The organism is Gracilibacillus alcaliphilus, from assembly GCF_016909015.1.
Classification (GTDB): domain Bacteria; phylum Bacillota; class Bacilli; order Bacillales; family Amphibacillaceae; genus Gracilibacillus; species Gracilibacillus alcaliphilus.
In genome coordinates, this window is sequence record NZ_JAFBFA010000034.1 from 32,214 (window position 1) to 59,197 (window position 26,984).

A 26,984-nucleotide genomic window follows, 5' to 3' on the forward strand; every position below is an offset into this window, starting at 1 on the left:
GGCTTTGACTTTTTACATAGTTGCGATGGAGCGGTATAATGAAAATTACTGCTTATTTGAGAGTGATTAGTGTTGCCTATCAGGATTATTCAATGTTATGATTATGTTTATGCAACCAAAGAGCGGGAGTGTGATTAGTCAGTGAGTAAACGAGATTACTATGAAGTGTTGGGTGTATCCAAAGACGCCTCTAAAGAGGAAATAAAGAAAGCTTATCGTAAGCTTGCCAGAAAGTATCACCCAGATGTGAACAAAGAGGAAGGTACGGACCAAAAGTTTAAGGAAGTAAAAGAGGCTTATGAGGTATTAAGCCATGAGCAAAAACGGGCACAATATGACCAATTTGGCCATGCCGACCCACAGAGTCAAGGCGGATTCGGTGGTGGAGGAGATTTTGGCGGCTTTGGTGATATATTTGATATGTTTTTTGGCGGCGGTGGGAGACGAGACCCTAATGCCCCAAGACAAGGGAATGACCTACAATATACTATGACATTGGAGTTTGAAGAGGTCATTTTTGGCAAGGAGACAGATATTCAGATTCCGAAAGAGGAAGAATGTGCGACTTGTCACGGTTCAGGAGCAAAGCCTGGGACACAGCCTGAGACCTGTAGCCATTGTCATGGCAGCGGTCAATTGAATGTAGAACAGAATACACCATTTGGTAAAGTGGTCAATCGCCGAGTATGTCATTATTGCCAAGGTACCGGTAAGATGATTAAAGATAAATGTACGACTTGTCATGGAACTGGAAAAGTGAAGAAGTCGAAGAAAATCCATATCAGTATCCCGGCAGGTATCGATGAAGGACAGCAGATCCGCGTAGCCGGACAAGGAGAGCCTGGTGTCAACGGAGGACCTCCTGGTGATTTATATGTCATTATTCAAGTGAAACCTCATGAGTTTTATCAAAGAGAAGGAGATAATATCTTCTGCGAAATGCCGATTACATTTGCACAGGCTGCACTAGGTGATGAAATAGAGGTTCCAACGGTACATGGCAAAGTTAAGTTGAAAATCCCAGCTGGTACACAAACTGGCAAGACATTCCGTCTGAAAGGCAAAGGTGTCCCTAACGTAAGAGGGTATGGACAAGGGGATCAGCACGTTAAAATCCGTGTAATTACACCATCAAACTTAAGTGAACGTCAAAAAGAACTATTAAGAGAATTTAACGAAATCAGCGGCAACCAGCCAACCGATGAACATGAAGATAGCTTTTTTCAACGTGTAAAACGTGCATTTAAAGGGGAATAAGCATCCTGTTTCAGCAATTTCAGAAAAAATAACATGGCATTTTTTCTGAAATGCTTTAGTGGGAAATATATGAAAGAAGTGAGTTGATCTGTTTGAAGTGGACAGAGCTGTGTATCTATACAACAAATGAAGCAATCGAACCTATTTCAAATATTATTCATGAAGCAGGGGCTAGTGGCTTAGTAATTGAAGATCGTCAAGATTTAGAACGGGATTGGGACAACGAATTTGGGGAAATTTATGATCTTAATCCGGATGATTATCCAGAAGAGGGTGTGCGGCTTAAGGCATATCTTCCTGTCAACAGCTTCTTGGGTGAAACAGTTTCTGAAATTAAACAGGCTATTAATAATCTGCTTCTTTATGATATTGATATTGGATTAAACAGAATTACCATGAGTGAAGTAAATGAAGAAGATTGGGCAACGGCATGGAAGAAGTACTATAAGCCGGCTAAGATTTCTGAACAATTTACGATCACACCTACATGGGAAGATTATCAGCCTGTCTCTACAGATGAGCTTATTATCGAATTGGATCCTGGCATGGCTTTTGGCACGGGTACACATCCTACTACTGTCTTAAGTATTCAAGCATTAGAGCGGTATGTACAGCCGAATGACCTCGTTATTGATGTTGGTTGTGGCTCGGGAGTACTAAGTATTGCTGCTGCTTTGCTGGATGCAGATCATATCTATGCTTATGATTTGGATGATGTGGCGGTTCAAAGTACCAAATTAAATGTAAAAGTGAATAAAGTGCAAGATATAGTGACCGTAAAGCAAAATAATCTGTTGGAACATGTAACGGTGGAAGCGGATGTCATCGTGGCTAATATATTGGCAGAAATTATCTTGCGTTTTGAAAAAGAGGCCTTTGCCAGACTAAAGCCTGGCGGGTTGTTTATCACTTCAGGAATTATTCAAAAGAAAAAGCAAGATGTAAGAGATGGTTTAGAACAGGCGGGCTTTGAGGTCATTGAAATCAATCAAATGGAAGATTGGATTTCCATGATTGCCAAAAAGCCAGAAGAAAGTAGGTAGTCTGGTGCAGCGTTATTTTGTGAAAGCAGACAATTGGCAGCAGCAAATGGTGATCATTACTGGCCAGGATTATCATCATATGGTACATGTAATGCGTTTAAATCCTGGTGACAGATTTATTGCCAATCAGCCCAACGGTCAAGCGGCATTGTGCGAGATTATCGCTATTCAAGCTGATTCGATTGAGGCCGAGGTGCAGCAATGGCTGCAAGAAGAGGTAGAACTACCCGTTTCGGTGACGATAGCACAAGGAATACCAAAGGGAGATAAATGGGAGACTATTCTGCAAAAAGGGACAGAGCTGGGTGCAGCGACATTTATTCCTTTCCAAGCTCATCGCTCTGTGGCAAAATGGGACGAGAAGAAAGTAGCTAAGAAGCTGCCAAGATGGAATAAAATTGTCAAAGAGGCAAGTGAACAATCCCATCGTACCGTTATTCCCGAAGTAACAACAGTAAAATCATTTAAAAAACTGCTTGAAATGAACAAATCGTATGATTGGCTGTTTTTCGCCTATGAGGAAGCAGCCCGAGAGGTGGAATCAAGGCCTCTAAGCTACTATTTTTCACAAATCAAACCAGGTCAGTCTGTTTTAATTTGTATAGGTCCTGAAGGTGGTTTTACAGAGGAAGAAGCGCGAGCGTATCAAGCTAGCGGCTTTCAAGCGATTCGGCTAGGTCCAAGAATTTTGCGGACAGAAACCGCACCGTTGTATGTTCTGGCAGGTTTATCTTATCAATTAGAAGAGCTGAATAATTGACATATTCCATAAGAGGTCAAAGGGGCTGTTGCAAAATGTACTTGTTGCATTTTGTAACAGCTTTTTTATTGGTTGGAAAATTATAGAATTCCTACGTGTGGATACCTATTTGTCTAAGGCCAGCCACGGTCATCCGATCACTCATCAACTAGCGCAACTTCCCTCATCTCGGTACGATAAAGAAGACTTGCCGAGCAGCTAAAAGCTGGTATTGCCATTTTAGGATGAAGAAGTAGCCCCACCATATTTCAAGAAAATCCAGCTCATATAGTATAAAAAAGATAGATTGAGGCATAAGAAGAACAGTATGACATGGAAGGGGTGGTATGCAATGAAAAGGGTGCGGTGGTGTTTGCAGGAATGATATAAAAACCGTGTTGCAGAGGTGGAACTAATGGGATTTTTTAAATAAATCACTAGGAAAAATAAAGGAGATGGAAAAGATGTCAAATGTTAAACTAGCTGTCATTTTCTATAGTATGGGTGGTACAAACTATCAAATGGCCAAATGGGCTGCAGAAGCCGCAACAGCCAGTGGTGCCGAAGCGAAAGTATTAAAAGTACAAGAATTAGCTCCTGAATCTGTTATTGAAGGAAATCCAGCATGGATGGCAACCGTAGAAGCGACTAGGGATGTTGCAGTAGCAACATCAGATGATATTGAATGGGCAGATGCGATCTTATTTACTGTTCCAACACGTTTTGGGAATATGCCTTCACAAATGAAACAGTTCCTTGACATACAAGGCGGATTATGGGCCAGTGGTAAAACAGTTAACAAAGTTGTCAGTGCGATGTCATCTGCGCAAAACCCGCATGGAGGACAAGAAGCAACTATTTTATCATTGTATACAAGTATGATGCATTGGGGAGCAATTATCGTTCCTCCTGGATATTCCGATCAAACTGTATTTGAAGCCGGCGGAAATCCATATGGAACAAGTGTTACAGTGGATCAGAATGGGAAAATGGTTGAAGATGTAGAGAACACGGTGAAATATCAGGTGAAGCGTACGATTGCAGTTGCTGAATGGGTAAAACAAGCAAACCAATAATTACTTCAGCTTTATGTGTGATAAACTATTATTAAATATATAAAACTCCTCCATATGCTATGATTCAAATAGATTGGAGGAGTTTTTACATACCTTTACTGCGAACTGGATATGTATGCAGCATATCATCTATACACTTGTGTAACAGGCTGATATCGATAGCGAAATGATACTTACACTAGGCAGCGAAAGCCAAAACATGCTTGTAGTGGACAACAGTCAGGTTTAACTGCGGGTGTGAAGCGCACCAGTTATATAGCTGTAGTGCTTCTCCAATGCTTCTAGTTTTGCAGGATTGCTGGAGCGCAGCGCTTCATGAACTTCCTCAGCAGGAGGCAGGGTTCCTGCAGTGAAAACACGGGCAATCGTTTCATGAAATGTTGTACTTGATATGACACTGAACAAACTTCCGAATACGACAATAAAGCCTGTAAACAACAGTACCATGACTTGCTCAACTGGTAAACTTGAAGTTCTCTCCCATAATAGATCAACGCTTTTTAAGGCAATTCCGAGAACTGCGGGAAACATAAACATATAAGCAGTCCATCCTACAGTGTCCACTGCCCAGGTGGTACGGATCAGCCATTGTGAACGATTTAACAAACTTATCCCACATATTGCATTAAGACTGAAAGAGCCCGAAATAATAAGGAAACAGAGTAGCAGCCACCATGGTTTGGAACCGAAGACCATTGTCCACATGATCAAACTCACTGCGCTTCCTGCCGTAAATAAGACGGCAAAGAATAACTGGATCACTATTTTAACGGTTGTTCTTGTTTTGTTATGTTTCTCCGACTGAGCCCATTTCGGTGCAAGAGGACCAAGATCAGGGCCATCTCCGCCCGAAGCAGGTCGCCGCAAATGTTCAATGTCAGAGGCAAAAGTCTGGCCGACGATTTTACGTTCCAACAAAATATGTTTTGGGTCATTCGATTGTTTGGGATCGAACCAGATTTCAAATTCATTGCCAATAACCGGTGCCCACCTTGGATAATCGACGTAATGAAATGTCATCGTACATGTCTCACCGGCTGCCTGATATTCGACGCAAAGAGTAAATATCGGCTGTTGATCAAGCCAACTATCCTCAAATATGATGTTCGTCACTTTACCGATAACGTGTTCCCCATGTGCTAGCAGATGACTTGTGATTTGCTCCTGATTTATTTCTTTGCGCCAGCCTGCCATCGACTTCCTTGCTGTATGAACGCCTGCCCAAGCGAGCAATCCAGCCATTAGTGCTGAACCAGCGGTGAACAGAGATAACAGCATATTTTGAGAATGGAGATCAGGAAATATATCAGTCTGAATAAATGCTACCCCTGTACCAGTAATGATACCTAGAGAAGCCCCGCTGCACGCTACGGCTGTCGTGATATGTGCTAATGATTTCGGTGGTTTCGAGTGGCGCCCTGACACTGTATTTGCTCCAGCACGACCATAACCGAAAGCATGTATTAGAGGGGTTTTTACTGAATTATCTGATGTCTTTAGTAAGAATAACGTAACCGCTATCATTAAAGGTATAGCCCATTTTACTTCGGGAAGCATTTGCATTATCCATGAGGGAAGCAGCGCCAGTACCCACATTGTACAAATCCATGCGATAACGCCAATAGCTGCAAACCAGCGAAGCAGTAAAGCAATTATTCTATAGATAACGATAGAGCGATATTTGCGACGGATTTGCGGAGCCCAAGGTAATGGATACGATTTGCCTGTTGCCTGTGCCAACGGGAATGCCATGTTAACCCTCCTTTTTTGTTTTTTATCAAGATGCTAACCCATAGGTATGCACCCACTGAAGGAAATCTCACTATATTGGGGAAGAGGATTTGATATTACAGATAGCTGATGATATGTTGGGCAAACTAAAGAATGTACTACTTTTCCAGTCACAGAAGCAGTGCAGGCTCTTTATTCAGATATAAGTATAATAATCGAAAAATTTCAATTTTACCATACTATTTTCATGCAATTTGAAAAAATACAGATTTGTGTCGGCAGCTTACTTTGACATGCGGCCGTATTTACATCGTGCTTTTTTGTGTTTTATCGTGAAGTTAGGTATTATAGGACATTTGTAATCAATATATACTATCGTCCGTTTTTATTTTGTGAAAGAGGTGTATATATGCCGGCCTGCATCATACCGTTTATATGATGTAGACGATCTCATACTATATACTGCAGGTGCATTGCTTTATTTCCCTCTAGAAAGAGTCTTCTGCCAATAAGTATTGTGTTATTCCTCGATGAACTTAAATAGGGCGCTAAAAAACTATCACAAATGGAAATTCTATGAATTGCTGTAAGTTTCAGAATAATAGAGCTTTCACGTATGTGTTACAATATAATAAAAAAGAGCACAAACACCGATAATTCCAAGCCTGAAATTCAAGTATTAAAACATGTGGTATATGATGTATCTTCTTCATTTTACGTCTCAATAAGATAGGCTTTTCTTAAAAAAATTGTGGCAATGAATGGTGGGAGTGTACGAACTAAAAAGAGGAATAAATATGGATGTAAAAGGAGTCCGGACCGGTTATTTATTAGGAATCAGCTTGCTTCTTTCTAGTATTTTCTATTTTTTTGCTTCAAGCAAGGGTTTGACCGTATTCCAAACGGAAATGGGTATTGATTTTGCTTGTTGTGTTATTACAAGTTGGATTTGTTAGCTATCAATCCATTACAAATGAAACATTGTTAAAAGAGGGGACCTTAATAAAAGTAAAACTTGTGCCTGTTGACCCGCGCTCCTTATTGCAAGGAGATTATGTCATTTTAAGGTATGACATTTCCACCATATCTGACCTGGATAATCCCTCCGTTTGGAATGAGAAGGTATACAGTTACAAAACGAAGCAGAATTTGCCTATTTACGTGTTGGGAAAAACGGAAATGCCCTGCTGCAAAATGTGGAATGAAAACCTTCTTTAAAAAGTGCTATTCGATGGTTTGGTGTGAAAAGCCATAAGAGAATTTTTCTGAAAAATAAAAATAGTTGTTAACATATCAGTGAGTTTTATTTGGATTAGCTTGTGCATATATATCCGAAGGAAGTGGGAGTATTAATCACTCAGTTAGGAGCGTTTCAATGACAGGGATAATGATGCTATGATAAAATACATGAATATTTAGCAATCTTGACATAAAATAATGTCCGGAATAGATGATAAGTATTGTGCATCGGTGTATCTAGGTGCTGTATAATCTCTACATCATTTCATCTATTTCTTTCGTAATAGACAGCAGATAGTTTAACAAAACTTATCAGGTTAGAACCAGTCATAAAAGTGTGAGAAATTATAAAAAAGGTCGTGCAGCAAAATGGTATCGATAACCAAACAGGAAATCAAGGATCGGTGCGGAGAATTATCTTATAAATACGGAGAACGTCTGTGGAAAAAGGGAAATGTGCAATTAGCATTTCTAGATCAGCAAATTACAGGAACGGTAAGGACAACAGATGATTTCCATTTAACGATCACCTATCAACAAAATAAAATAACAAATACTACATGTAGCTGTCCAACTCTAGGTTCATATAGCCTGGATTGCCAGCATATTGCCGCCGCACTAATTGGTATCCATGAAACAGAAAAGTCAGAAACGAGTGCCGTCTCCCTTACAGAAAAAGAATTTCGGCATCGCGGCTATTTTGAAACAAGACAGCCGCTCTCCATTGATTTCTATTTACGCTTACCCGAAAATACGAGACAGTCGGCATTGCAAATTGCCATTCGAATCAATGGAATTCTAGTAAAAGATATTGCTTCTTTCTTAGAAGCGTTAAGAAATAGAACAGACTTGCGGTTAGCGGGGAATAAGTCATTCAGTGCCGATTTTTTTTACTTTGAAGATGCAGGTTATCAGATATTAGAACGACTGATTAACATCTACGAAGATCAGCAAATGCTCGGAAGCGATTTTTCAAATAATACTAGCTGGATCACAATCCCAACTACAGCTTGGAATCAAATCGAACAACTATGTACCTCAGCTGCGCTTATTTCTCTTTATCGTAATGCAGACAAGTATCATAACAAACGGTTGTACTTTTTTGATGCAATGCCGCCCTTTTCTTTTCGTATTTGTCAAACAAAGGAACATTATTCGATTGAATTTAAGGAAAGTAGCGATACGGTATTTTTACTTGCCTATCAACTGGTGTATCAGAAAGGTTCTCTCTATTTGTTAACCGAGGAAGAGAAACAGCTTGTCACTGTATGTGACCAATTATGGAAAAACCAAAAGCAGACTACAGTTGTCAGGAAAGAGCAAATTTTATCCATTACTGCACGCCTAGAACGAATCGGGGAAGTGGAGGACACAGCAGGAATATTGAGAAATTCAACTGCCTCATTAAAGACAAGTGTCTATATTGATCGGGTTCATAATCGTTTGCTTGCTGGATTGGAGTTTCAATATGGGGATAAGAAGATAACTCCTTTTGAAAAGACAACCTTAGTTCTTCGGGATAGGGAGAAAGAAACAGAAATCATTACTTTTCTTGAAAAATATGGTTTTTCTAATATTGATGACAGTTTTATTTTGCAGAATGAACAATTGGAATATGATTTTTTATACCGTCACTTACCGGAATTATATAAGCTGGCAAAAGTGTATGTGACGAATGCTGTACGAAACCAGATCAGCAAGAAACAATTTCAGCCAATTGTCCGTGTCAAGCATAAACGAGATCGTACGAATTGGCTGGCCTTTTCCTTTGAGATAAAAGGTTTTTGGAAGCAGGAAGTTCGCCAAATTCTAGAGGCTATAGAAGAAAAGCGCCCTTACTATCTTTTGAAAGACGGCTCCTTTCTTACTTTGGAGACAGAAGAAATCAAGGAACTCGAAAAATTCCTGTCGGCAGTGTCCTTGACGCCAACGGAAATATTACATGAGGTGGAGCTCTCATTAAAAGAAGGACTATCTTTTGCCCATCGGATGGAAGAGAATGGTTACCTGGCAGAGCCTCAAGTATTCAAAGCGATGCTGGCGGAGATTCAAGCACCCAGACAGGAAGCTTATCCAATTGCAGAGGAAATCCTACCTCTGTTAAAGGCATACCAACAGGATGGAGTTCGTTGGATGCTTGCAGTAGCAAGTGCTGGATTAGGAGGTGTTTTGGCAGATGAAATGGGGTTGGGAAAGACGGTTCAAGCAATTGCGTTTTGTGTGACACAGCTGCAGAAACGCCCAAAGAACAAGCGGCCTATTCTGATTGTTTGCCCAACCTCACTTTGTTATCAGTGGAAACAGGAATGGGAAATATTTGCTCCGCATGTTTCGGTTGTCATTTTAGATGGGGCAGTAAAAGAACGAAAGCAAAAGAAAAAAACAGCAGAACATGTGGATGTTTGGATTATATCGTACGGTATTTTAAAAAATGAAATAGATTGGATCAAAAAAGGGAATAGGATGTTTGAAACGATTATTTTTGATGAGGCACAGACTTTTAAAAACCCAGCTACACAGGTTTTTCGTATAGTGAAAAAGTTACAGGCGGTCCATTGTTTTGCGTTAACAGGTACACCTTTAGAGAACAAAATAGAGGATCTGTGGTCTATTTTCCAGGTTGTTTTTCCAGAACTGCTGGGCGGATTAAAGGATTTTAGTCAACTGCGTATGGATCAAGTATTGCGCAGAATCCATCCGTTTATGCTTCGCAGAGAAAAAAAGGATGTATTGCAGCAGCTTCCTTCCAAAAAAGAATATATTGAACGTGTTGCCTTAACAGAGCAAGAGAAGAAACTTTATATTGCTTATTTAGCCAAATTGAGACATCCATCATATAAACATTTGGATCAAGAAACCATCCGTAAAAATCGAATTAGAATTTTAGCAGGTATTACAAGACTGAGACAAATCTGCTGCCATCCAGCTTTGTTTGTACGGGACTACCCTGCGAATTCTGCAAAGCTTCGTCGTCTAACAGAATTGGTGAAAGATGCGAAGCGCGCTGGAAAACGGCTATTGATTTTTTCACAATTTACAAAAATGCTTGTCATGATTGGACAAGTACTGAGGAATGAAGATATACATTATTTTTATATGGATGGACAAACGCCTTCAGAAGAACGATTGCAAATTTGCAGAGCCTTTAATCAGGGAGAGAATGACATTTGCTTAATTTCCTTGAAAGCGGGTGGTACAGGACTGAATTTAGTCGGGGCAGATACAGTTATTTTATATGATACATGGTGGAATCCGGCAGTAGAAGATCAGGCTATCGACCGAGCCCACCGGATTGGGCAAATGGATCATGTAACAGTGATTCGCTTGCTGACAGAAGGTACGGTAGAAGAAAAAATGTATGATTTGCAGCAGAAGAAAAGAAAACTGATGGAACAAATGGTACAAACCAAGGGGCTGTGGATGGATCAGCTGACAGATGAGGATATCGAAATTTTATTGCAAGATACACCTCTTTTATAAGTCATTTCTTTTAACAAAAACCACTCTCATGAGTGGTTTTGATATGTACTTAACATTCACTTCTGAATTTTGGCCTATTAAAAAAAGTTGAAGGATATGGAAAAGAGAATTATCATTCTACTTTGCAGTAAGGAGAGATGGATTAAAAAGATGTTTATGGGTGTTTTGTTAGTGTTCATAGTATTAATGGGTTCTTATTTTGATAACAATATAACTTATATAAATAAGCCATTAAAAAAGTCTACAATGCAGGATTTACTGAAAAACAAATAAAATGAAAGGATGGTACGGTATTAAACGATGATGAAAACCCAAGTAATGAAAAACGCTACTTCTGTTAGTCAGCAGACAACCGTGACGCCTTCGCCAAATCGGTATCCGCTCGTAAGAATTCTATAATTTCCTAATCAATAAAAGCTGTCGCAGAATGCAACATGTACATTGTGCAACAGCCCAGCCCCTCTATTATATAGAATTTGTAGATTTTTAAAACAAAGTCACTAGTAGCTTTTCTGCAGAGAAAGTATGAAGTTCATCTCCATATCATATTCTTAATGGTTTGTAACAGCTACAATAGACAAAATGATTGTTAGATGAACAAATCCAAAATATAATAAATAATCCCACCAAGCGCAGCAGTTATCGGTAAGGTGATCACCCAGGTAACAACCATCCGTTTTGCTACACCCCAGTTAACGCCTTTCGCTCGATGAGAGGCTCCAACCCCGAGGATACCGGACGAAATAACATGGGTTGTACTCACCGGTAAATGAATGAGTGTTGCCCCAAAGATAACAGTAGCACCAGTAAGGTCAGCTGCAACGCCATTTACTGGGCGTATTTTCATAATTTTCCCACCGACTGTTTTAATGATTCGCCATCCACCGACAGACGTTCCAAGTGCCATTGCTGCCGCACAAGAAAACTGCACCCAAAATGGAATATCTGTCGTTGCATGCATACCACCGACAATCAATGCCATCGTAATGATTCCCATTGATTTTTGAGCGTCATTGGTACCATGGGCGAAGGATTGTCCTGCTGCAGTTAACACTTGTACGAGTCGAAAACGTTTATTGGTCTTTGCCAAATTGCTGTTTTTAAAAATAACTTTAATAACTCCGTACAAAATAAAGCCGATGATAAAGGCAATAAACGGAGAAAAGATTAACCCTTCCAAAATAGAGAGAAAGCCTTGAAAATGAATGGCACCGAATCCTGCTGAAACAATAACTGCACCAGTAATAGCGCCAATAATTGCGTGAGATGAACTACTTGGGATTCCTGCATACCATGTAACTAAATTCCAGATAATCGCCGCGAGTAAAGCAGCGAGAATGACCGTCAAACCATTATCTAATTCAAACGGATCCGTAATACCGCTAGTAATCGTTTGGGCGACACCAGTAAAGGTCAATGCTCCAATAAAATTCATGATGGCCGCTAACATAATTGCTCTTCTAGGTGTTAGGGCTTTAGTTGATACCGATGTTGCAATCGCGTTTGCTGTATCGTGAAATCCGTTTATAAAATCGAAAACTAGAGCAAAAATTACAATTAATACAATTATTATAGAGAGAAATTCCATTTTTTAATCACTCATTTACGCATTTTTCATAATAATACTTTGTAGGGTGCTGGCTACGTTTTGACAGCAGTCTGCTATTTCTTCCAATGTTTCATAAACTTCTTTGTATTGGATCACTTTAATGGGATCCCTTTCTGTTTGGAATAAATTCCTTAAGGATTCACGATATAAATCATCACACTTACTTTCGTATTCTTTAATTTGGATGGCGTGCTTTTCTACATCTTTTAGTTGATAATTTGCGATTAATTCCATTGATGTTAAAATCTCTTTTGAGCATTTCAGTATATAATTCGTAAATCGATCCATATACTCATTAGAAGACACTATCTGATAAATATCCATTTTGGCAGAGAATTCTTCCATTTCATCCATAATATCATCCAAATTCATCACGAGCTGCAGAATATCCTCCCGTTCAATAGGGGTGATGAAAGCCTGGTTTAAATCTTTAATGATATCATGAACCTTATCATCAGCAAGCGATTCATGCTGCTTAATGGTATTCGAAAACTGCCTCAATGTCAGCGGATCTTTCACCTTAAAATGAACAAAATAGTCTGTTGTTTTATATAAATGCTTTGCAAAATCTACTAGATAAAGGGAAAATTTATCTGGTTTTTTCTTGAACATATTTTTAACCTCCATTAAAAAAGGAAACTCAGCCTTGATTATTATATATTTATTATTAGCGATTTAATGATTCGTTGTTTTTTGTCGATTTTGTCGCGACAATTTCCATTATACTCCTCCATTTGATATTTTGCATTTTTTAATGAAGAATACCCAAACATTACGCTTGTTTTTTGGTCGAATTCAATATAGTTACCGTTTTACTTCGATTTCCGTAATGTCTGATTTATTGAACCGCCACAAATAAGTGTTATACTAAACAGAAATATACTTCCTATTCATAAAAATAAAGTTGAATCCAGACTAATTCCCTTAACACTATGGTGCAGCTGAGGCAACTTAGGCTGCTATATTCAGTGATGGCTTTTGAATAAATACGATTTTTTCGGTCTTCGCTTGCCATTGTCACAAATTGAACGCTCTCTTCGTCTTGTTTAGTGAAACAAATAAAAGGTATCAGTACACCATTACAATTAGGAGGTAATACAGATGTTAGCTGCATCGAAAGAGATACTAACTCATTCAGATGGGACAGTTATTAGCTTGCTTGATCAGGGTACGGATCATTATGGAGATTACTTAATTGTAGAACATTTGGTAACAAAATCAGGTCCTTTGAATGGTCCTCATTGGCATCCAATGCTGAAAGAATCATTTACAGTGAAGCAAGGTAAGATGCGCTTCATAGTAGATGGCGAAGAGCACGTTCTTGGGTCTGGTCAGCATATTGAAATTTATCCCAAGCAGGTACATCAATTCTGGAATGAGAGTAAAGATCGGTTAATAGCCATTCATGAAATTCGACCGCCAGGTAATCATTGGAATATGTTCAAGCTTATTCATAAATTAGAAGTACAAAACAGTTTGAATTCCAAAGGTATACCTCGAAACCCTTTATGGTTGGGAATGGCGTGGGAGTGTATAGATGGATATTTAGCCGGACCACCAATTTTTTTGCAGAAAATGGTGTTAGGGGGATTAGCCCGTCTGGCGCATGCAATCGGATATCGAATATAAGCCTAATAGAGGTTGTTCAAAAAGTCAATGACACAGCGAATGTCGGAGTTGGCGGTAGGGGAGCTTCTACTAAGATCAGCCACACCGTGTGGGTAACGCAGAAACCGTGCCTGCGAAAATCGACTTTTCGTAGCGGGCATCTACCTTGGCTGAAAAGATAAAGGGCTTGTTGTTTTTTTAGTAGTAAGAGGAAAATAACATAATTTTTGTGCACTATTATAATATCTGTTCACTGTGAAATATAAATACCATGTTATTTCTTTTTACTGTCACAAAATCCTTTCTTCAAACGTTTTGATTACAGAACGATATTTAGGAGGGATTTTACATGTATAAATATGATGTAGTAATCGTTGGTTCAGGATTGGCTGGGTTAACCGCAGCAAATTTTTTGGCAAAGGAAGGAAAAAGAGTTGCTGTTTTGGAAAGATCCAACCGCCTTGGCGGAAGGGCGATGACAAATGTTAAAAATGGGGTTCTTATGAACTTGGGACCGCATGCACTGTATTTGTCAGGGGCTGCTGCAAACATTTTCACCGAACTAGGAATATCTCTTTCAGGTCGGAATGCCTCAAAAAACGTTCGTATTCATGGCATTTTAAATCATGCTGTTCATGTTATACCAACTGACTTTTCGTCAATTATGTCATCCACACTTTTGTCATGGAAAGCTAAATTTATATTCGGTAAGCTAATGTTAAAGATAATGAAATTAAATACCGATTCCATTCCAGAAATTAGTCTGATGGAGTGGGCAGATGCTGAAATATCCGATCCGATGGCGAGACATATATTTTATTCGATTTGTCGTTTAACTTCTTATACGAATGCCGCGTCTTTACAGTTGGCAAAGCCAGTGTTGAAGCAGGTGCAGCGCTCATTAGAGACGGGTGTCTTATATGTTGACGGAGGCTGGGAAACGATAGTTCAAAAACTTAAGAATCAGGCAGAAGCATGCGGTGCGGAAATATTAACAAATAAAAATGTGACAGGTATTGAACATCATGAGCACTATCAAATCATACAATGCTCAGATGGTACAGTCATTCATGTGCCTGATTGTGTCGTTACGGCTCCTCCGAAAGAGGCAATGAATATGATAAATGGAGCAGAACAGACATCGCTGGGTCTTTGGAAGGAACAAGCCATTCCTTTGACGGCATGCTGTTTGGATATCGGGATGAAAAAATTACCAAACCCACAACATCAATTTGTGATTGGACTCGACCAAACTCTGTTTTTCACGAACCAATCGAGGGCTGCAAAGCTAAGTGAGGATGGGACGCTAGTTGTAAGTTTAGCAAAATACCATCATCCAAAAGAAGAAATTAACACAAAAACAGATAAACAACAATTAGAATCAGTAATGGATTTGCTTCATCCAGGGTGGCGGGAAGAAGTAGTAGTGCAACAGTTTTTACCACAATTAACAGTATCGCATGATTTTCCACATGTAAGACGTAAAGAAAACCCAGGTCCCAACATACCAGAAATGAAAGGAATCTTTATAGCAGGAGACTGGGCAGGTCATGAAGAAGTATTGGCTGATGCGGCCGTTGCGAGTGGAAAACGTGCAGCACGAGAAATTTTAAAAACAAATAAACTGATTTTAGGAAAGGAAGGTTAATTGCTTTGGAAACTGAACAGTTATACCAGACATATAAACCTTTGTTATTTTCGATTGCCTACCGAATGACGGGAAGTGTGGCAGATGCAGAAGATCTTGTTCAAGAGGCATTCCTAACATATAACCGTGTTAGCTATGAAAAAGTGATTGAAAACGAAAAATCGTATTTATGTAAGATCGTGATGAACCGTTCGATAGACAAATTGCGATCAGCTGCGAATAAGCGGGAAGTTTATATTGGGGAATGGCTGCCAGAACCATTGATAGAGGAGGGAAATGATCCTGTTCATACTTATTTGATGAAGGAATCTATCTCGACTGCTTATCTTTTGCTTTTGCAGCAGTTATCTGAAGATGAACGGGCTGTCTTTCTATTACGAGAAGTGTTCCAGTATAGCTATGAAGAAATTGCAGCTACCATTGAAAAATCATCAGCCAATTGCAGGCAGATTTTTCACAGAGCCAAAAAAAGTATGGAGAATCGTCCGAATGCTTCTACACTGGATTTTCAATCGATGAAAAGCAGTGTAGAACAATTTACCATGGCACTTCAAAAAGGGCATATTTCTGAAATGCTGGAGTTATTGAAGACAGATGCTGTACTAATTTCTGATGGAGGCGGCAAAGTAAAAGCAGCGCTAAATCCAATCTATACATCGGAGCGAATTGTCCTTTTGTTTACCAGTATAATGAAAAAGCTTCCTGAAAACGCAAAAATAGAATTTGAAGTTGTAAATGGATATCCGGGCGTTATCGTATCAATTAATGACAATATCGTGTATGTCAGCTCTATGGAGTTCCAAGATAATAAAATTTGGCGTATTTATATAATGGCAAATCCAGAAAAACTTAGCCACTTGCAACAATAAAAAGGTGTGTTGATTGCAGAACATAATCAGAAAATATCCAACCTATTTTACAAAAAAATCCGTTACCATTTTAAGAGCCTGTTTTGATTTATATTTTTCAAAACAGGCTCAGATCTTGCTGAATCAGGCTTATTGCATTCCATTTCGATCAAACGTTATTTTGATACCTATTCTCTGCCGCAGTGACGACAGTGTCTGCGCCGTCGATAATAGTACGCGATAGCACAGCTAATCCCAATGCCACTCCCCAAGGAATCCAAGTAAGCATTGGTCCAATCGTGCCCCAGATTTGTTCTAATAAAATATTATTGTCCGAAACAAATCCAAACTGATAGCAGCTTGTAGATTTAGTCTTAAGAGATGCAGATTTGCCATCATCTCTTGGGTGCGCCAAGTGTTCCGAATTCGTTCTCGATCAAAATCATAAGTGAAGGGTCGTCACTTATCTGCAAAGAGTTTTCGCCATCAGTAATAGCGACATCTTTTGATATTCTAACTTTCGAGCAAATTTCTCTCCATTTGCTCTGTTTTTTATTGCTTTTTTCGACGCTCACGATTGTAATTCATATTTTCAGCCTTCCCTATTTCTCACTTTTTGTGTTTTAATCCGCTCGATTATTCTTTGATAGTGAAGCATATTGAAAGTGGCCTATTCATAACAATATAAAGTAGATAAACTTTTCACAAGGAGGAAACAATGAGCGATAACAAGCAAAATCCTCAACAAGGAAAACCTATTTCCGTTCGTAAAACAGAGACAATAACAGAAAACAAGCATGCGGATCGTCAATATAAGCAATCGGATAATCCTCCCCCATTATATTCACAAACAGTTGGCAAAAATGGTCCAATATTAGAGCAAGATAATATTCTTCATGAAAAACTGGAAACATTCATTCACGAGAAAATTGTGGAACGACCTTTACATGTGAAAGGATTTGGTGCTTTCGGCTACTTTGAAACGTTAAATAGCATGAGCAAATACACAAAACTTCCTTTTCTTCAGCGTGCTGGTCAAACAGTCCCTGTCGCGGTTCGTTTTTCGCTGGGGGCGAGCAATAAAGGTACTCCGGATACATCACGAAACATACGTGGGTTCTCAACGAAGTTCTACACAGACGACGGAATCTTTGACCTTATTTGCAACCATATTCCCGTCTTTTTGTTGCGTGATCCTATGCGTTTTCCAGAAAGTGTGGAAGCATTATCGCCATCACCACGGAACAACTTAATGGACCCAGAACGGCTTTGGAGCTTTGTCGCCAGCACGCCGGAATCCACCAACTTTATCGTTCGACTCTTTTCTGACCAAGGCACAGTGAAAAGTTTGCGGCGAATCCCCGGTTACAGCGTCAGTACGTATGTGTGGCGAAATGCGGAAGGGAAACGCCATTACATTAAATACTGTTGGATTCCATTTGATGGTGAAGAATATATTACAAGCCAAGAGGCAGAAAAACTCGCAGCGATCAACCCCGATTACGCTGGTGAAGATCTCTACCAAACGATCGCAAGCGGGAAAGTAGTAGAGTACGGTCTGTACGTACAAATGATGGATCTGAAGGATAGAGAACAGCTTCCATTTGATCCACTTGATGACACAAAAGTTTGGGATGAAATGAAATTTCCTTTCCATCCTGTCGGGAAGATGGTGCTCAATCGTAATCCGGAAAACTATATGGAGCAAGTGGAAAAAATTGCATTCTCACCATCGAACTTATTAGATGGTGCGGAATTATCCGAAGATAGGATATTACAAGGTCGGGCAAATATATACTGGGATTCTCAGCGTTATCGTATCGGTCCACTATTCCGCAACGTGCCGGTGAATGCACAAAAGCATTGGCAGCCAGGCGTTTTGCAAACAAGTGGGGAAGAAAGATATGTAGAAGGTAAGTTTTTGCGTTCGACGATAGCAAGGCAAGATGATTTTTCACAAGCGGGGGATTTCTATCAATCATTATCGCAAGTAGAAAAATCTCACCTTGTTTCAAATCTCGTTACTGCCTTGACAGGAATACGACGAACCATACAAGTCAAGGTGATCGAGTATCTTTCTCTTGCTTCCCGTGAACTTGGTGAACGTATATCGGCAGGTTTGCGAGAATAAAAGATGATAGAACAATATTGCTAATATGACTAAATGACGTCTCAGGTGAGTGCTGATCACTTGGGGCGTTTTTCGATTTAAAGTGTTATCCAGCAAACCATCCTCTTATATTCCATTAGAAATTTATCCCTTTCCAATAGAAGAAAAGTTTGGGTATAATAAATAAAAAATATTCCCTATGACAATTATCTATCCAATAAAAACATATATTTACATTTTAAAAGGAGTTGAATTGTCTATGAGTAGTCCACTTCCTAAAATCGGCAAGCCGGCGACAAATGCGCTTCAGCATATAAACATCACAACGCTTGAAGAAGTTGCTAAGCTTGATGAAAAGACTCTGCTTAAGATTCACGGTGTCGGGCCAAAAGCAGTCAAAATATTAAAGGATACACTAGCAGAGAAAGGCTTAAGCTTTGCTGATGATAATCCACTTTCATTTAATACAGATTTTGCAGTAATTGGTGATTTAAAATGTGACAATGCACCGAAAAGAAGAATGATTCGTGATTTTATCATAGGACGCGCAGCCAGAAAGGAAGAAATATTAACAGATGTCTTAACAGAGGACGTAATATGGCGCGTGATTAATAAGGATGAAACACATGGGTTTCGGAACTTTTGTCAAAAAATAGCCAAAGCCGATTACCATCTCAGCAGCATCGAAATCGCTATCAATCTTACCCATGGTAAAGAAGGTGCAGTGCATACGATAGTGACGTTAAATGATGGCAGACAAATTTATAGTGCAGACTTTTTTGAGTTTGTCAGCAATAAGAAAGATGCGAAGATTAAAAGGATTACCACTTATATAATGGACTAACAGATATTTTCTAATCTGCTGTAAGGTGTGTAAATCTTAAGGTTCACACAAATGAATCAAATGCCTAGGACAACTAGCATTTTCATGGACGGTGGTATCTGTCAGACCATATTGTTTTTAATTAAATAATAGCTTGATTTTTCCGAATCATTATGTTTAAAATTAGAGTAGATAAAACGTGAAAGGGTGAATAGAGTACATGATTTATTAATCCTATTTATAAGAAAAACATTCGTTATAAGTTACGAAACGTTTTCTGGATAGGATTGATCTGTGCTTTTTTACTCCAATAGTGCAAAATAGAAAAGACATTTGTGCATCCTTTTCCTATTCAGAAACTAGATATTTATAACATGACATTTTCTGAATAGGATGAGTAATGTACGTCATCATCATCAAAAAGTATTTTTTGGTATGTATGTTTACCTCCTGTTCAGAGATGGATAGGAGTTTTTTTATGTTTATCACAGTAAAAAAATCAGTTTAGGATTAGAAATCAATGAGCCAAATAGAGGAGGAACTAGTATGAAAAAGCATATAACAGAATTTGCAATTGCCAAAGCCAACTCGGGTCCTTATGGTATTGCTGCAGCAAATGATGGAAATGTATGGTTTACGCAGTATAAAGCAAACCAAATCAGTTGCATAAATAAGAGTGGGGAGATAAGAGAGTATACGGTGCCTACTCCTAATGCTAAGGTGATGTGCTTAACGGTTACTTCCAGCGGTGACATATGGTTTACAGAAAATGCAGCGAATAAAATAGGCAGGCTGACAACCGCTGGTGATTTTACAGAATATGCACTGCCACATCCTGATTCGGAACCATATGGAATAACAGAGGGGCCAGAAGGCGATATATGGTTTACGCAAATGAAAGGAGCCCGTATAGGAAAGATAACGACTAGTGGTGCTATTTTTGAATATGACCTGCCAAATAAGGAAGCTTACCCTGCTTTTATCACTAAGGGTTCAGATAACGCTCTTTGGTTCACAGAGAATCAAAATAATGCTATTGGAAAGATGACGAATACAGGGGAGTTAACGGAATATCCCATACCAACACCTGCATCAGGTCCAGTAGGTATCGTTAATGGTCCTGATGGTGCAATCTGGTTTGTTGAAATTATAGGGAATAAAATAGGACGAATCACGGTTGATGGAAATATCTTAGAGTATGATATTCCAACTTTACATGCACGTCCGCATGCGATTGCTGCAGGAAAAAATAATGATATTTGGTTTACGGAATGGGGAGCAAATAAGGTTGGTTTAATTTCAGCTATGGATGGAAAAATACTTGAGTATAACATCCCGACATCATCTGCCGAACCACACGGCATCACATGTGATGAAGATGGAGAGATTTGGTTTGCATTAGAGTGTAATAAAATAGGCTATATTAGTAAACATTCATGAAAGGAAGTAGGTATATGTCTGGAACAATAACAGGGCCGGATCCAAATGAAATGTATCCAATTGATGGAAATGAAAATGTTCAATTTATCAAACCATCACTAACAAAGATGAATATTGAAGCTGGTGAGTACACGTATTATGACAGCAAGAATGGAGAGCTTTTTGAGGATCAAGTGTTGTATCATTATGAAATACTAGGGGATCGCTTAATTATCGGGAAATTTTGTTCGATAGGGCCTGGGGCTACTTTTATTATGAATGGAGCAAATCATCGCATGGATGGTTCTACGTATCCTTTTAATATCTTTGGGAATGGCTGGGAAAAACATACACCTACACTGGATTTACTTCCTTTAAAAGGAGATACGATGATTGGCAATGATGTCTGGATTGGTATGGACGCTGTCATTATGCCTGGTGTAACGATTGGTGATGGAGCGATTATTGGAACCAAATCGGTAATTACAAAAGACGTGGAGCCTTATACCATTATGGGAGGAAATCCTGCTAAGCAAATCAAAAAGAGATTCCCGGAGTCAAAAATAAAAGAATTATTAGAAATAGAATGGTGGGATTTTGAACATCACGTTATTAACGATAATATCGAGGCTATTCTCAGTTTAGATATGGAGGTGCTTAAGAAGCTTTCGAAAAATAAACACAAGAGGATTTAGTCCTGATAGCCAGATGTTAGGGAGGCTGTAGCAGTAACCGAATGCAAAAGATTTTATCCTTGTTTATAGCGGCTGTTGCACAATGGGAACAACATGGTGCGACAGTCTGTTTCTTTGCGCCATACAAAGGATCTTGTCTGTACATTCATACCAAAACGTCGGATACATTCTGTTTCCCGTCTACAGGTATTTACCATGGAATCAAATGCTGAACTTTTTAATGTAATGGTTCTTATTTCCTGTTTTTATTTTGTAGGATTATACTAAATATGATAAGTTTAAGGGGATTATAAGAAGAAGGATGAAATAAATGATAAGGTACATAAGAGTTACCGACAATGATGTAGCATGGTGCATTGGCAGTCTGCAAAGGAGGCATTCTTTGAATTGAAGGACAGAGATACGATATGTTGGCGAATAGAATATCTGAACAGGAAGGTATAAAAGCTGAGTATGTTGTTTTTGAAGATACTAATTTATTGGTGGTGGACACGAATGAAGCAACAGACTATATTGTGCTTGTTGAAAGGGACTGTTGCACCATGGGAATTACATGATGCGGCAGTCCCTTTTTAAGCTTTAAGGAGCCAGTTTTTCATCGGACGTCGGGTTTAACTTATCGGTTTAAGCTTTAAGGGGCAGTCATTTTGCTAAGATACCGGTATCTACTTAGCTGTTGAAGCCGGTTTAGAAAACTGAAAAAAGGCTGTCTTATGTAAATGCTCTTTCCCGTCACTAGCAACAATCAAAAGGAACCATCCATTATACAAAAAGCTGTTACAACATACAGCATGTACATTGTGCAACAGTCCCTTTTACTTATCTAGTTGAAAATAATCAGCTTCAAGATGGAAGATTTAATATGTACAAGGGCTCCATAGTATATAAAATCAAACACTCTATCAGTAAAAAGTTGAAAAGGAAACTCCATGAAAGCTTATAAAGAATGAATAACAAATCAAGCTCAATGGAAAAGAGAATTTATTTTTTCTAAGAATTTTATCTTATCTACTTGAATGTGACGTAACGTAATGTGATTTAATTATAAGTAGGAGGTGTTATCGTGGAAAAGCCAAGCAAATTTTCAATTGGAGAGATTTCCAAACTAACTGGTGTCACCGTCCGGACATTACAATATTACGATAATATTCATTTAGTACCATTAGAAAAAAGCAAAGAAAATGGAAGGAGATATTACAAGGAATCGGACCTAACCAGGCTGCAGCAGGTTTTATTCTACAAATCTTTAGGTTTAAAAATTAAAGATATTACCAAGCTGCTAGAAGAAACCACAACTGCAGAGCAGCTTATGAACGTATTAGAAAAACAACGGGAAGTATTCTACTATAAGCTGCATGATATCAAAAGCAATATTGCTATGATTGAGGCTAGTCTAGCAGGAATGAGAGATAACCAAGCACTCCCTATAGGAAATCTGGTGCAATTAATTATCTCATTAAACAAAGACACGATTTATCAATATAAAGATGTTCCATTCAATAAAAATATAACCGATACTTTTTTGAATTATTACGAGGACAGTGAAGCCATTTTTGAAATATATTGGGATTGGAAAGCTCTGATATTAGAAGCTGTCGCTCACATACTAAATGATGTTCAACCGGAAAGTAAACAAGGACAGGATTTTGCCAAAAGGTGGATAGAGATGGTTGTCACTATTTCAAAAGAAAGTCAGGATTTACTCGAAGCCTATAAAGCTTCCTCTAAACAACGGGAACAATGGCCAGAGGAAGATCGGCGGCTGATGGAGTTTACCGATGCTTTTATCGATAAGGCAGTAGACAAATATTTATCCTCAGGCAAGTCTGATATATGGAGGGACAAAAATGATTGAAATGAAAAATTTAACGAAAACCTTTAAGGATAAAATCTCGGTCCATCAATTATCGCTGGTTATTCACCCCGGTGCTGTGACAGGCTTTTTAGGTCCAAACGGTGCTGGAAAGTCTACAACGATGAAAATGATCCTGGGGTTAATGAAACCGAGCGAGGGCAGTGTAACGATTGATGGACATCCTTATAAAGATTTGGAACGTCCTATTTCCAAAATAGGCGCTTTAATTAATGGAAATGCGATAAACCCAAAATTAACTGCGAAACAGCATTTAGAAATAATCGCTGCAGCAAGCGGCATTTCCGAAAAGCAAATAGAATCAATGCTAATGGAAACAGGGTTGCAAAATGTAAAACATAAGCCCATTGGCACATTTTCCTTAGGAATGAAGCAGCGTTTAGGGATAGCAACTGCCCTTTTGGGAGATCCAGAAACAGTTATCTTGGATGAACCTTTTAATGGTTTGGATATAGATGGCATCCATTGGTTACGTGAGCTAACAAAGAAGCTGGCGCAGGATGGGAAAGCAGTATTAGTGTCCAGTCATCTTATGAGTGAAATGCAAATGATAGCTGATCGAATGATTATCCTTGCTCAAGGAAAATTAATTGCAGATATGACTATCGATGAATTAGCACAAAACAGTCTAGGCTCCTTTGTAAAAGTAAGAAGTGAAGATAATAACCAATTACAATTTTTATTAACAGAAAAAGGTGCAGAGGTGAAACGAGTGAAAAACAAAGAACTGCATGTTTATCAATTAGATATGGAACAAATAGGATTGACAGCAAAGGAAGGTCGGCTAGCTTTATATGAATTAACGAAAGTGCAGCCTTCCTTAGAAGAATTATTTGTAGAATTAACAGAAGGAAAAGTAGACTATATATCTACAGATAACCTAGTGACAGAAGGCGGGGAAACACCATGAGAAATATTATGGAGGCTGAATTTAAAAAGATTTTCTTTCTTCGTTTTTCAAAAGTCTATTTGTTGTTTACCATTGGCATCAGTTTATTAATAGGGTTTATCTTTACGGTGACAACCAATGTGACACAGGGAGTTGCCATTACAGATTTATCCGTCATGGAGGTTGTATCAGCAAATATGTTAGGAGTGGATTTAGCCAGTATTCTGTTGATCATTTTTACAGCACTAACTATATCTAGAGAATTCACTGCAGAAACCATCTACACTTCTTTAGCAGCCGTGCCGAATCGAAAAAGGCTTTTTCTAGGGAAATATATAACCTTTCTTCTCTTATCAATAGTAGTGAGTATCCTGATGGTAGCGCTAATTTATCTGACCAGCCAAATCATTCTTATGGCAAATAACATGTCACTTGCTAGTTTAGCAGAGGCAGACATCAGACAATTTGTTTTTGGAGTTCTGCTGATGCCGGTATTTTATTGCCTGCTCAGTGTTGCAGCAACGATTCTTTTTAAGAGCAGCGGCGGGGGTATTACTTTTCCTATTGTAATTTTAGCGATCCCGGCACTTCTTAACATGTTTCCAGATACAATCCAAAAAGTATTGCTCCCTCTTTTACCTCAGTCGGCAATCCATAGCTTATCTGGTACAGTTGGGGCGGAATCGTTTGAAACATCAGGTGTTTTTATCAGCATCAGCATATTGCTTCTCTGGTTGGTGATAACCTCTGTTATAGCTATCTTATCATTTCAAAAAAGGGATTTTTAAGCATTTTGCTAATAATTAAGAGGCAATTTCTGCTACACTTTATATTAGGATTAAAATTTATTCTATATGGAGAAGAACAATGAATATAAAGAAGATTTATCTATTTTTAATACAATTTCTGCTTGTATTCTTTTTAATATTTTTGCTGTCAGTAAAGGATCTAAGCTTATATGCGGTCATATATGCTGTTACAGCAGTGCTTTTAATTGGACATGTATGGTTATCACAACATAAAAAAACTACCAAAATCATTTTTACGATTATTTATTTACTAATCATGACTGCCCAACAGGTGTTTAATACATTATTTGTTTTTTCCGGTACGGATACTGGTATGTTATTTCTCATGAAGAAATTTATTGCTGTTATCTTTATGGCAGTCCCATTTTTCATATTATATTTAAACTATCTGTATTCGATACAGCATGTATTTTCTCGTTCGGTAAAAGATGCCACTACCATAAGCTTTAATATGTTAAAAGAAATACAGAAAAATACTGTTAGCATGGGAAAGACAATCAAAAAAGGCAGGAATTCATTATCCCGAGAGAATCTGAATGAAATAATGGATGATATTCCTAGGCACAGCTATACTAAATATGTAAATAAGAACACTTTAACCGAGGCATTTTTTGAGGAATGTCAGCGAAGTTTAGCCGATAGGCATTTGTATATTATTATTTCAAGTACTGGGAGTCCTGCAAGCGAGCTGATTTCTGTTTTTACCCAAAAAGTGTATAATCATGTTTCTCTAAGTTTTGACAGAGACTTAAAAACGATTCTGAGCTACAACGGTGGAGAAAAAGTTTCTCCACCTGGTTTGAATCAAGAGCAGTTAGCACAATTTCACAAAAAAGAAGATGCTGAAATATTAGTTTACAGTCTGAAAGTTTCCAAGGAACAAAAGCAGAAGATTATTGATAAAGTAAAGGAAATTAACGAAACAGGCAGTGCTTATAATTTTGTGGGATTGGTTACCAAGTTCTCGATTCGGCCAAATATTATGTTTTGTTCACAGTTTGTCTATAACATGTTGAAAACAGCTGACTTAGAATATTTCCAGAGCCCTGCCGCCAAAATAAAACCGACTGACTTAGTGGAAAAAGACTACTATAGAAAATTGGCATTCTGTTATCAAATCAAATTTAACGAGTTATAAAATGATTGGGTGACATACTCCATCAAACAAGTAGCAGACAGGCCTGTCAGCACACGTACATGCCGGCATCATGATCAATTTTTATTGTTTTGTATCTCCATACAATACATTCTTTGGATTTATGAGGCTGATTAAAACCGCTGCTGCTAAATAAAAAATGGCGTTATACATGATTATATCTATTACATTTCCATTTATGACGCCAGCAAAAAAATTGAAAAATTGGTGGATGATGATGGGGACGATTAAATTCTGATTTAAGTTATAAAAGGCTGTCATAACAATCTTAGTCGCGATGATTGCAATCATAAAGTATAGTATATATTGGATTAAATCAATACCTGCAAGCCCGGTAGTAAACCAGATAGGCAAATGCCACATTCCCCACCAAAATCCTATGATGATGGAAGCCATTAATGATGAATGCTTCTTCTGGAGCTCAATTTGAGCAAAGCCTCTCCATCCTAGTTCTTCTCCGAGTGGTCCAGCAAGAAGGTTTGTCATAAAGAAATAGATGAACATTCCTGTAGAAGAAACAGTGAAAATAGAATTTGCTTCATTACTTTTAGATACAAGCAGGAGAATGATCAAAAAGATAAAAACTTGAATCGTAACCGCAGGAATAATTACAGAAAATTTGATTTTATTCTTGAATCTACCTTTTACAAATTGAATAAAATTTTCCCCAGGATAGATTTTATGGAATAGTATGACAAAAGCAAAGGTTGAGGACCAAGCAGATACACAGAAAGCGAGGTCAAAGAGCCATTCTGGAAGTTCTGACAGACTTATCAAGCCCACTAAACAAAAAAGTGGCAAAAAAATGAGATTAGTTAGCAATATAAAACTGGCTACTGGGGAGTGTAATATTAACTGTGTAAGTAAGAAATGCGTACGGTTTCTTACTCACACAGTTTTTTATTTGGTAGAATAAAAATATAAAGCTAAAG

22 protein-coding genes are annotated in these 26,984 nt (G+C 38.4%); 18 read left to right on the forward strand and 4 right to left on the reverse strand.

The window, feature by feature from the left end; translation table 11 throughout:
- The first annotated feature begins 141 nt into the window (after positions 1–141).
- From dnaJ to wrbA, 4 genes are all read left to right on the forward strand, one after another.
- Positions 142–1,257, forward strand: coding sequence for a molecular chaperone DnaJ (gene dnaJ, locus JOD18_RS19375; protein ID WP_204670770.1), 1,116 nt, complete (start codon positions 142–144; stop codon positions 1,255–1,257).
- A 92-nt stretch (positions 1,258–1,349) separates the two neighbouring features.
- Positions 1,350–2,300, forward strand: coding sequence for a 50S ribosomal protein L11 methyltransferase (gene prmA, locus JOD18_RS19380; protein WP_204670771.1), 951 nt, complete (start codon positions 1,350–1,352; stop codon positions 2,298–2,300).
- Positions 2,301–2,304: 4 nt separating this feature from the next.
- Complete coding sequence (locus JOD18_RS19385) at positions 2,305–3,060, forward strand: 16S rRNA (uracil(1498)-N(3))-methyltransferase (protein ID WP_204670772.1); 756 nt, start codon at positions 2,305–2,307, stop codon at positions 3,058–3,060.
- Positions 3,061–3,503: 443 nt separating this feature from the next.
- Positions 3,504–4,115: an NAD(P)H:quinone oxidoreductase type IV gene (gene wrbA, locus JOD18_RS19390; RefSeq protein WP_204670773.1), complete on the forward strand. Its 612-nt coding sequence runs from the start codon at positions 3,504–3,506 to the stop codon at positions 4,113–4,115.
- 225 nt (positions 4,116–4,340) lie between these two features.
- On the opposite strand, the gene JOD18_RS19395 is transcribed toward wrbA, so the two are convergent.
- Positions 4,341–5,867, reverse strand: a complete 1,527-nt coding sequence (locus JOD18_RS19395) for a hypothetical protein (RefSeq protein ID WP_204670774.1) — start codon at positions 5,865–5,867, stop codon at positions 4,341–4,343.
- 776 nt (positions 5,868–6,643) lie between these two features.
- Here JOD18_RS19395 and JOD18_RS19400 point away from each other — a divergent pair.
- From JOD18_RS19400 to JOD18_RS19410, 3 genes are all read left to right on the forward strand, one after another.
- A complete protein-coding gene (locus tag JOD18_RS19400) occupies positions 6,644–6,802 on the forward strand; it encodes a hypothetical protein (RefSeq protein WP_204670793.1) in 159 nt (52 codons plus the stop codon).
- Complete coding sequence (locus tag JOD18_RS19405) at positions 6,777–7,064, forward strand: GDYXXLXY domain-containing protein (protein WP_338029576.1); 288 nt, start codon at positions 6,777–6,779, stop codon at positions 7,062–7,064. The genes JOD18_RS19400 and JOD18_RS19405 overlap by 26 nt, the downstream gene beginning before the upstream one ends.
- Positions 7,065–7,454: 390 nt before the next feature.
- Positions 7,455–10,565, forward strand: coding sequence for a DEAD/DEAH box helicase (locus JOD18_RS19410; protein WP_204670776.1), 3,111 nt, complete (start codon positions 7,455–7,457; stop codon positions 10,563–10,565).
- 589 nt (positions 10,566–11,154) lie between these two features.
- Here JOD18_RS19410 and JOD18_RS19415 read toward each other — a convergent pair.
- On the reverse strand, positions 11,155–12,153 hold the full coding sequence (locus tag JOD18_RS19415) for an inorganic phosphate transporter (RefSeq protein ID WP_204670777.1): 999 nt from the start codon (positions 12,151–12,153) through the stop codon (positions 11,155–11,157).
- A gap of 15 nt (positions 12,154–12,168) precedes the next feature.
- Entirely contained in the window at positions 12,169–12,786 is a 618-nt protein-coding gene (locus JOD18_RS19420) for a DUF47 domain-containing protein (RefSeq protein WP_204670778.1), read from the reverse strand.
- Positions 12,787–13,275: 489 nt separating this feature from the next.
- Between JOD18_RS19420 and JOD18_RS19425 the strand changes: the two genes are divergently transcribed.
- The 11 genes from JOD18_RS19425 to JOD18_RS19475 all read left to right on the forward strand — a co-directional run bounded on the left by JOD18_RS19425 (position 13,276) and on the right by JOD18_RS19475 (position 26,034).
- On the forward strand, positions 13,276–13,803 hold the full coding sequence (locus JOD18_RS19425; protein ID WP_204670779.1) for a cupin domain-containing protein: 528 nt from the start codon (positions 13,276–13,278) through the stop codon (positions 13,801–13,803).
- Between the two features lie 328 nt (positions 13,804–14,131).
- Positions 14,132–15,430, forward strand: coding sequence for a phytoene desaturase family protein (locus JOD18_RS19430; protein WP_204670780.1), 1,299 nt, complete (start codon positions 14,132–14,134; stop codon positions 15,428–15,430).
- Between the two features lie 5 nt (positions 15,431–15,435).
- Positions 15,436–16,299 (forward strand): RNA polymerase sigma-70 factor, encoded by an 864-nt coding sequence (locus tag JOD18_RS19435; RefSeq protein WP_204670781.1) that lies wholly within the window; start codon positions 15,436–15,438, stop codon positions 16,297–16,299.
- Positions 16,300–16,996: 697 nt separating this feature from the next.
- Complete coding sequence (locus JOD18_RS19440; RefSeq protein WP_204670782.1) at positions 16,997–18,409, forward strand: catalase; 1,413 nt, start codon at positions 16,997–16,999, stop codon at positions 18,407–18,409.
- A 238-nt stretch (positions 18,410–18,647) separates the two neighbouring features.
- Positions 18,648–19,232, forward strand: a complete 585-nt coding sequence (locus JOD18_RS19445; RefSeq protein ID WP_204670783.1) for a DNA-directed RNA polymerase subunit alpha C-terminal domain-containing protein — start codon at positions 18,648–18,650, stop codon at positions 19,230–19,232.
- Positions 19,233–19,757: 525 nt separating this feature from the next.
- Positions 19,758–20,651 (forward strand): Vgb family protein, encoded by an 894-nt coding sequence (locus JOD18_RS19450; RefSeq protein WP_204670784.1) that lies wholly within the window; start codon positions 19,758–19,760, stop codon positions 20,649–20,651.
- Positions 20,652–20,665: 14 nt separating this feature from the next.
- Positions 20,666–21,325, forward strand: coding sequence for a Vat family streptogramin A O-acetyltransferase (locus JOD18_RS19455; protein WP_204670785.1), 660 nt, complete (start codon positions 20,666–20,668; stop codon positions 21,323–21,325).
- 1,063 nt (positions 21,326–22,388) lie between these two features.
- On the forward strand, positions 22,389–23,180 hold the full coding sequence (locus tag JOD18_RS19460) for a MerR family transcriptional regulator (protein WP_204670786.1): 792 nt from the start codon (positions 22,389–22,391) through the stop codon (positions 23,178–23,180).
- A complete protein-coding gene (locus JOD18_RS19465) occupies positions 23,173–24,108 on the forward strand; it encodes an ABC transporter ATP-binding protein (RefSeq protein WP_204670787.1) in 936 nt (311 codons plus the stop codon). The genes JOD18_RS19460 and JOD18_RS19465 overlap by 8 nt, the downstream gene beginning before the upstream one ends.
- Positions 24,105–24,875 carry a hypothetical protein gene (locus JOD18_RS19470; RefSeq protein ID WP_204670788.1) on the forward strand — a complete coding sequence of 257 codons (771 nt, stop codon included), beginning with the start codon at positions 24,105–24,107 and terminating at the stop codon, positions 24,873–24,875. The genes JOD18_RS19465 and JOD18_RS19470 overlap by 4 nt, the downstream gene beginning before the upstream one ends.
- A gap of 79 nt (positions 24,876–24,954) precedes the next feature.
- On the forward strand, positions 24,955–26,034 hold the full coding sequence (locus JOD18_RS19475) for a hypothetical protein (RefSeq protein WP_204670789.1): 1,080 nt from the start codon (positions 24,955–24,957) through the stop codon (positions 26,032–26,034).
- 81 nt (positions 26,035–26,115) lie between these two features.
- Here the strand turns inward: JOD18_RS19475 and JOD18_RS19480 are convergent, their stop codons facing one another.
- Positions 26,116–26,904 (reverse strand): CPBP family glutamic-type intramembrane protease, encoded by a 789-nt coding sequence (locus JOD18_RS19480; RefSeq protein WP_204670792.1) that lies wholly within the window; start codon positions 26,902–26,904, stop codon positions 26,116–26,118.
- Between the last annotated feature and the right edge of the window lie 80 nt (positions 26,905–26,984).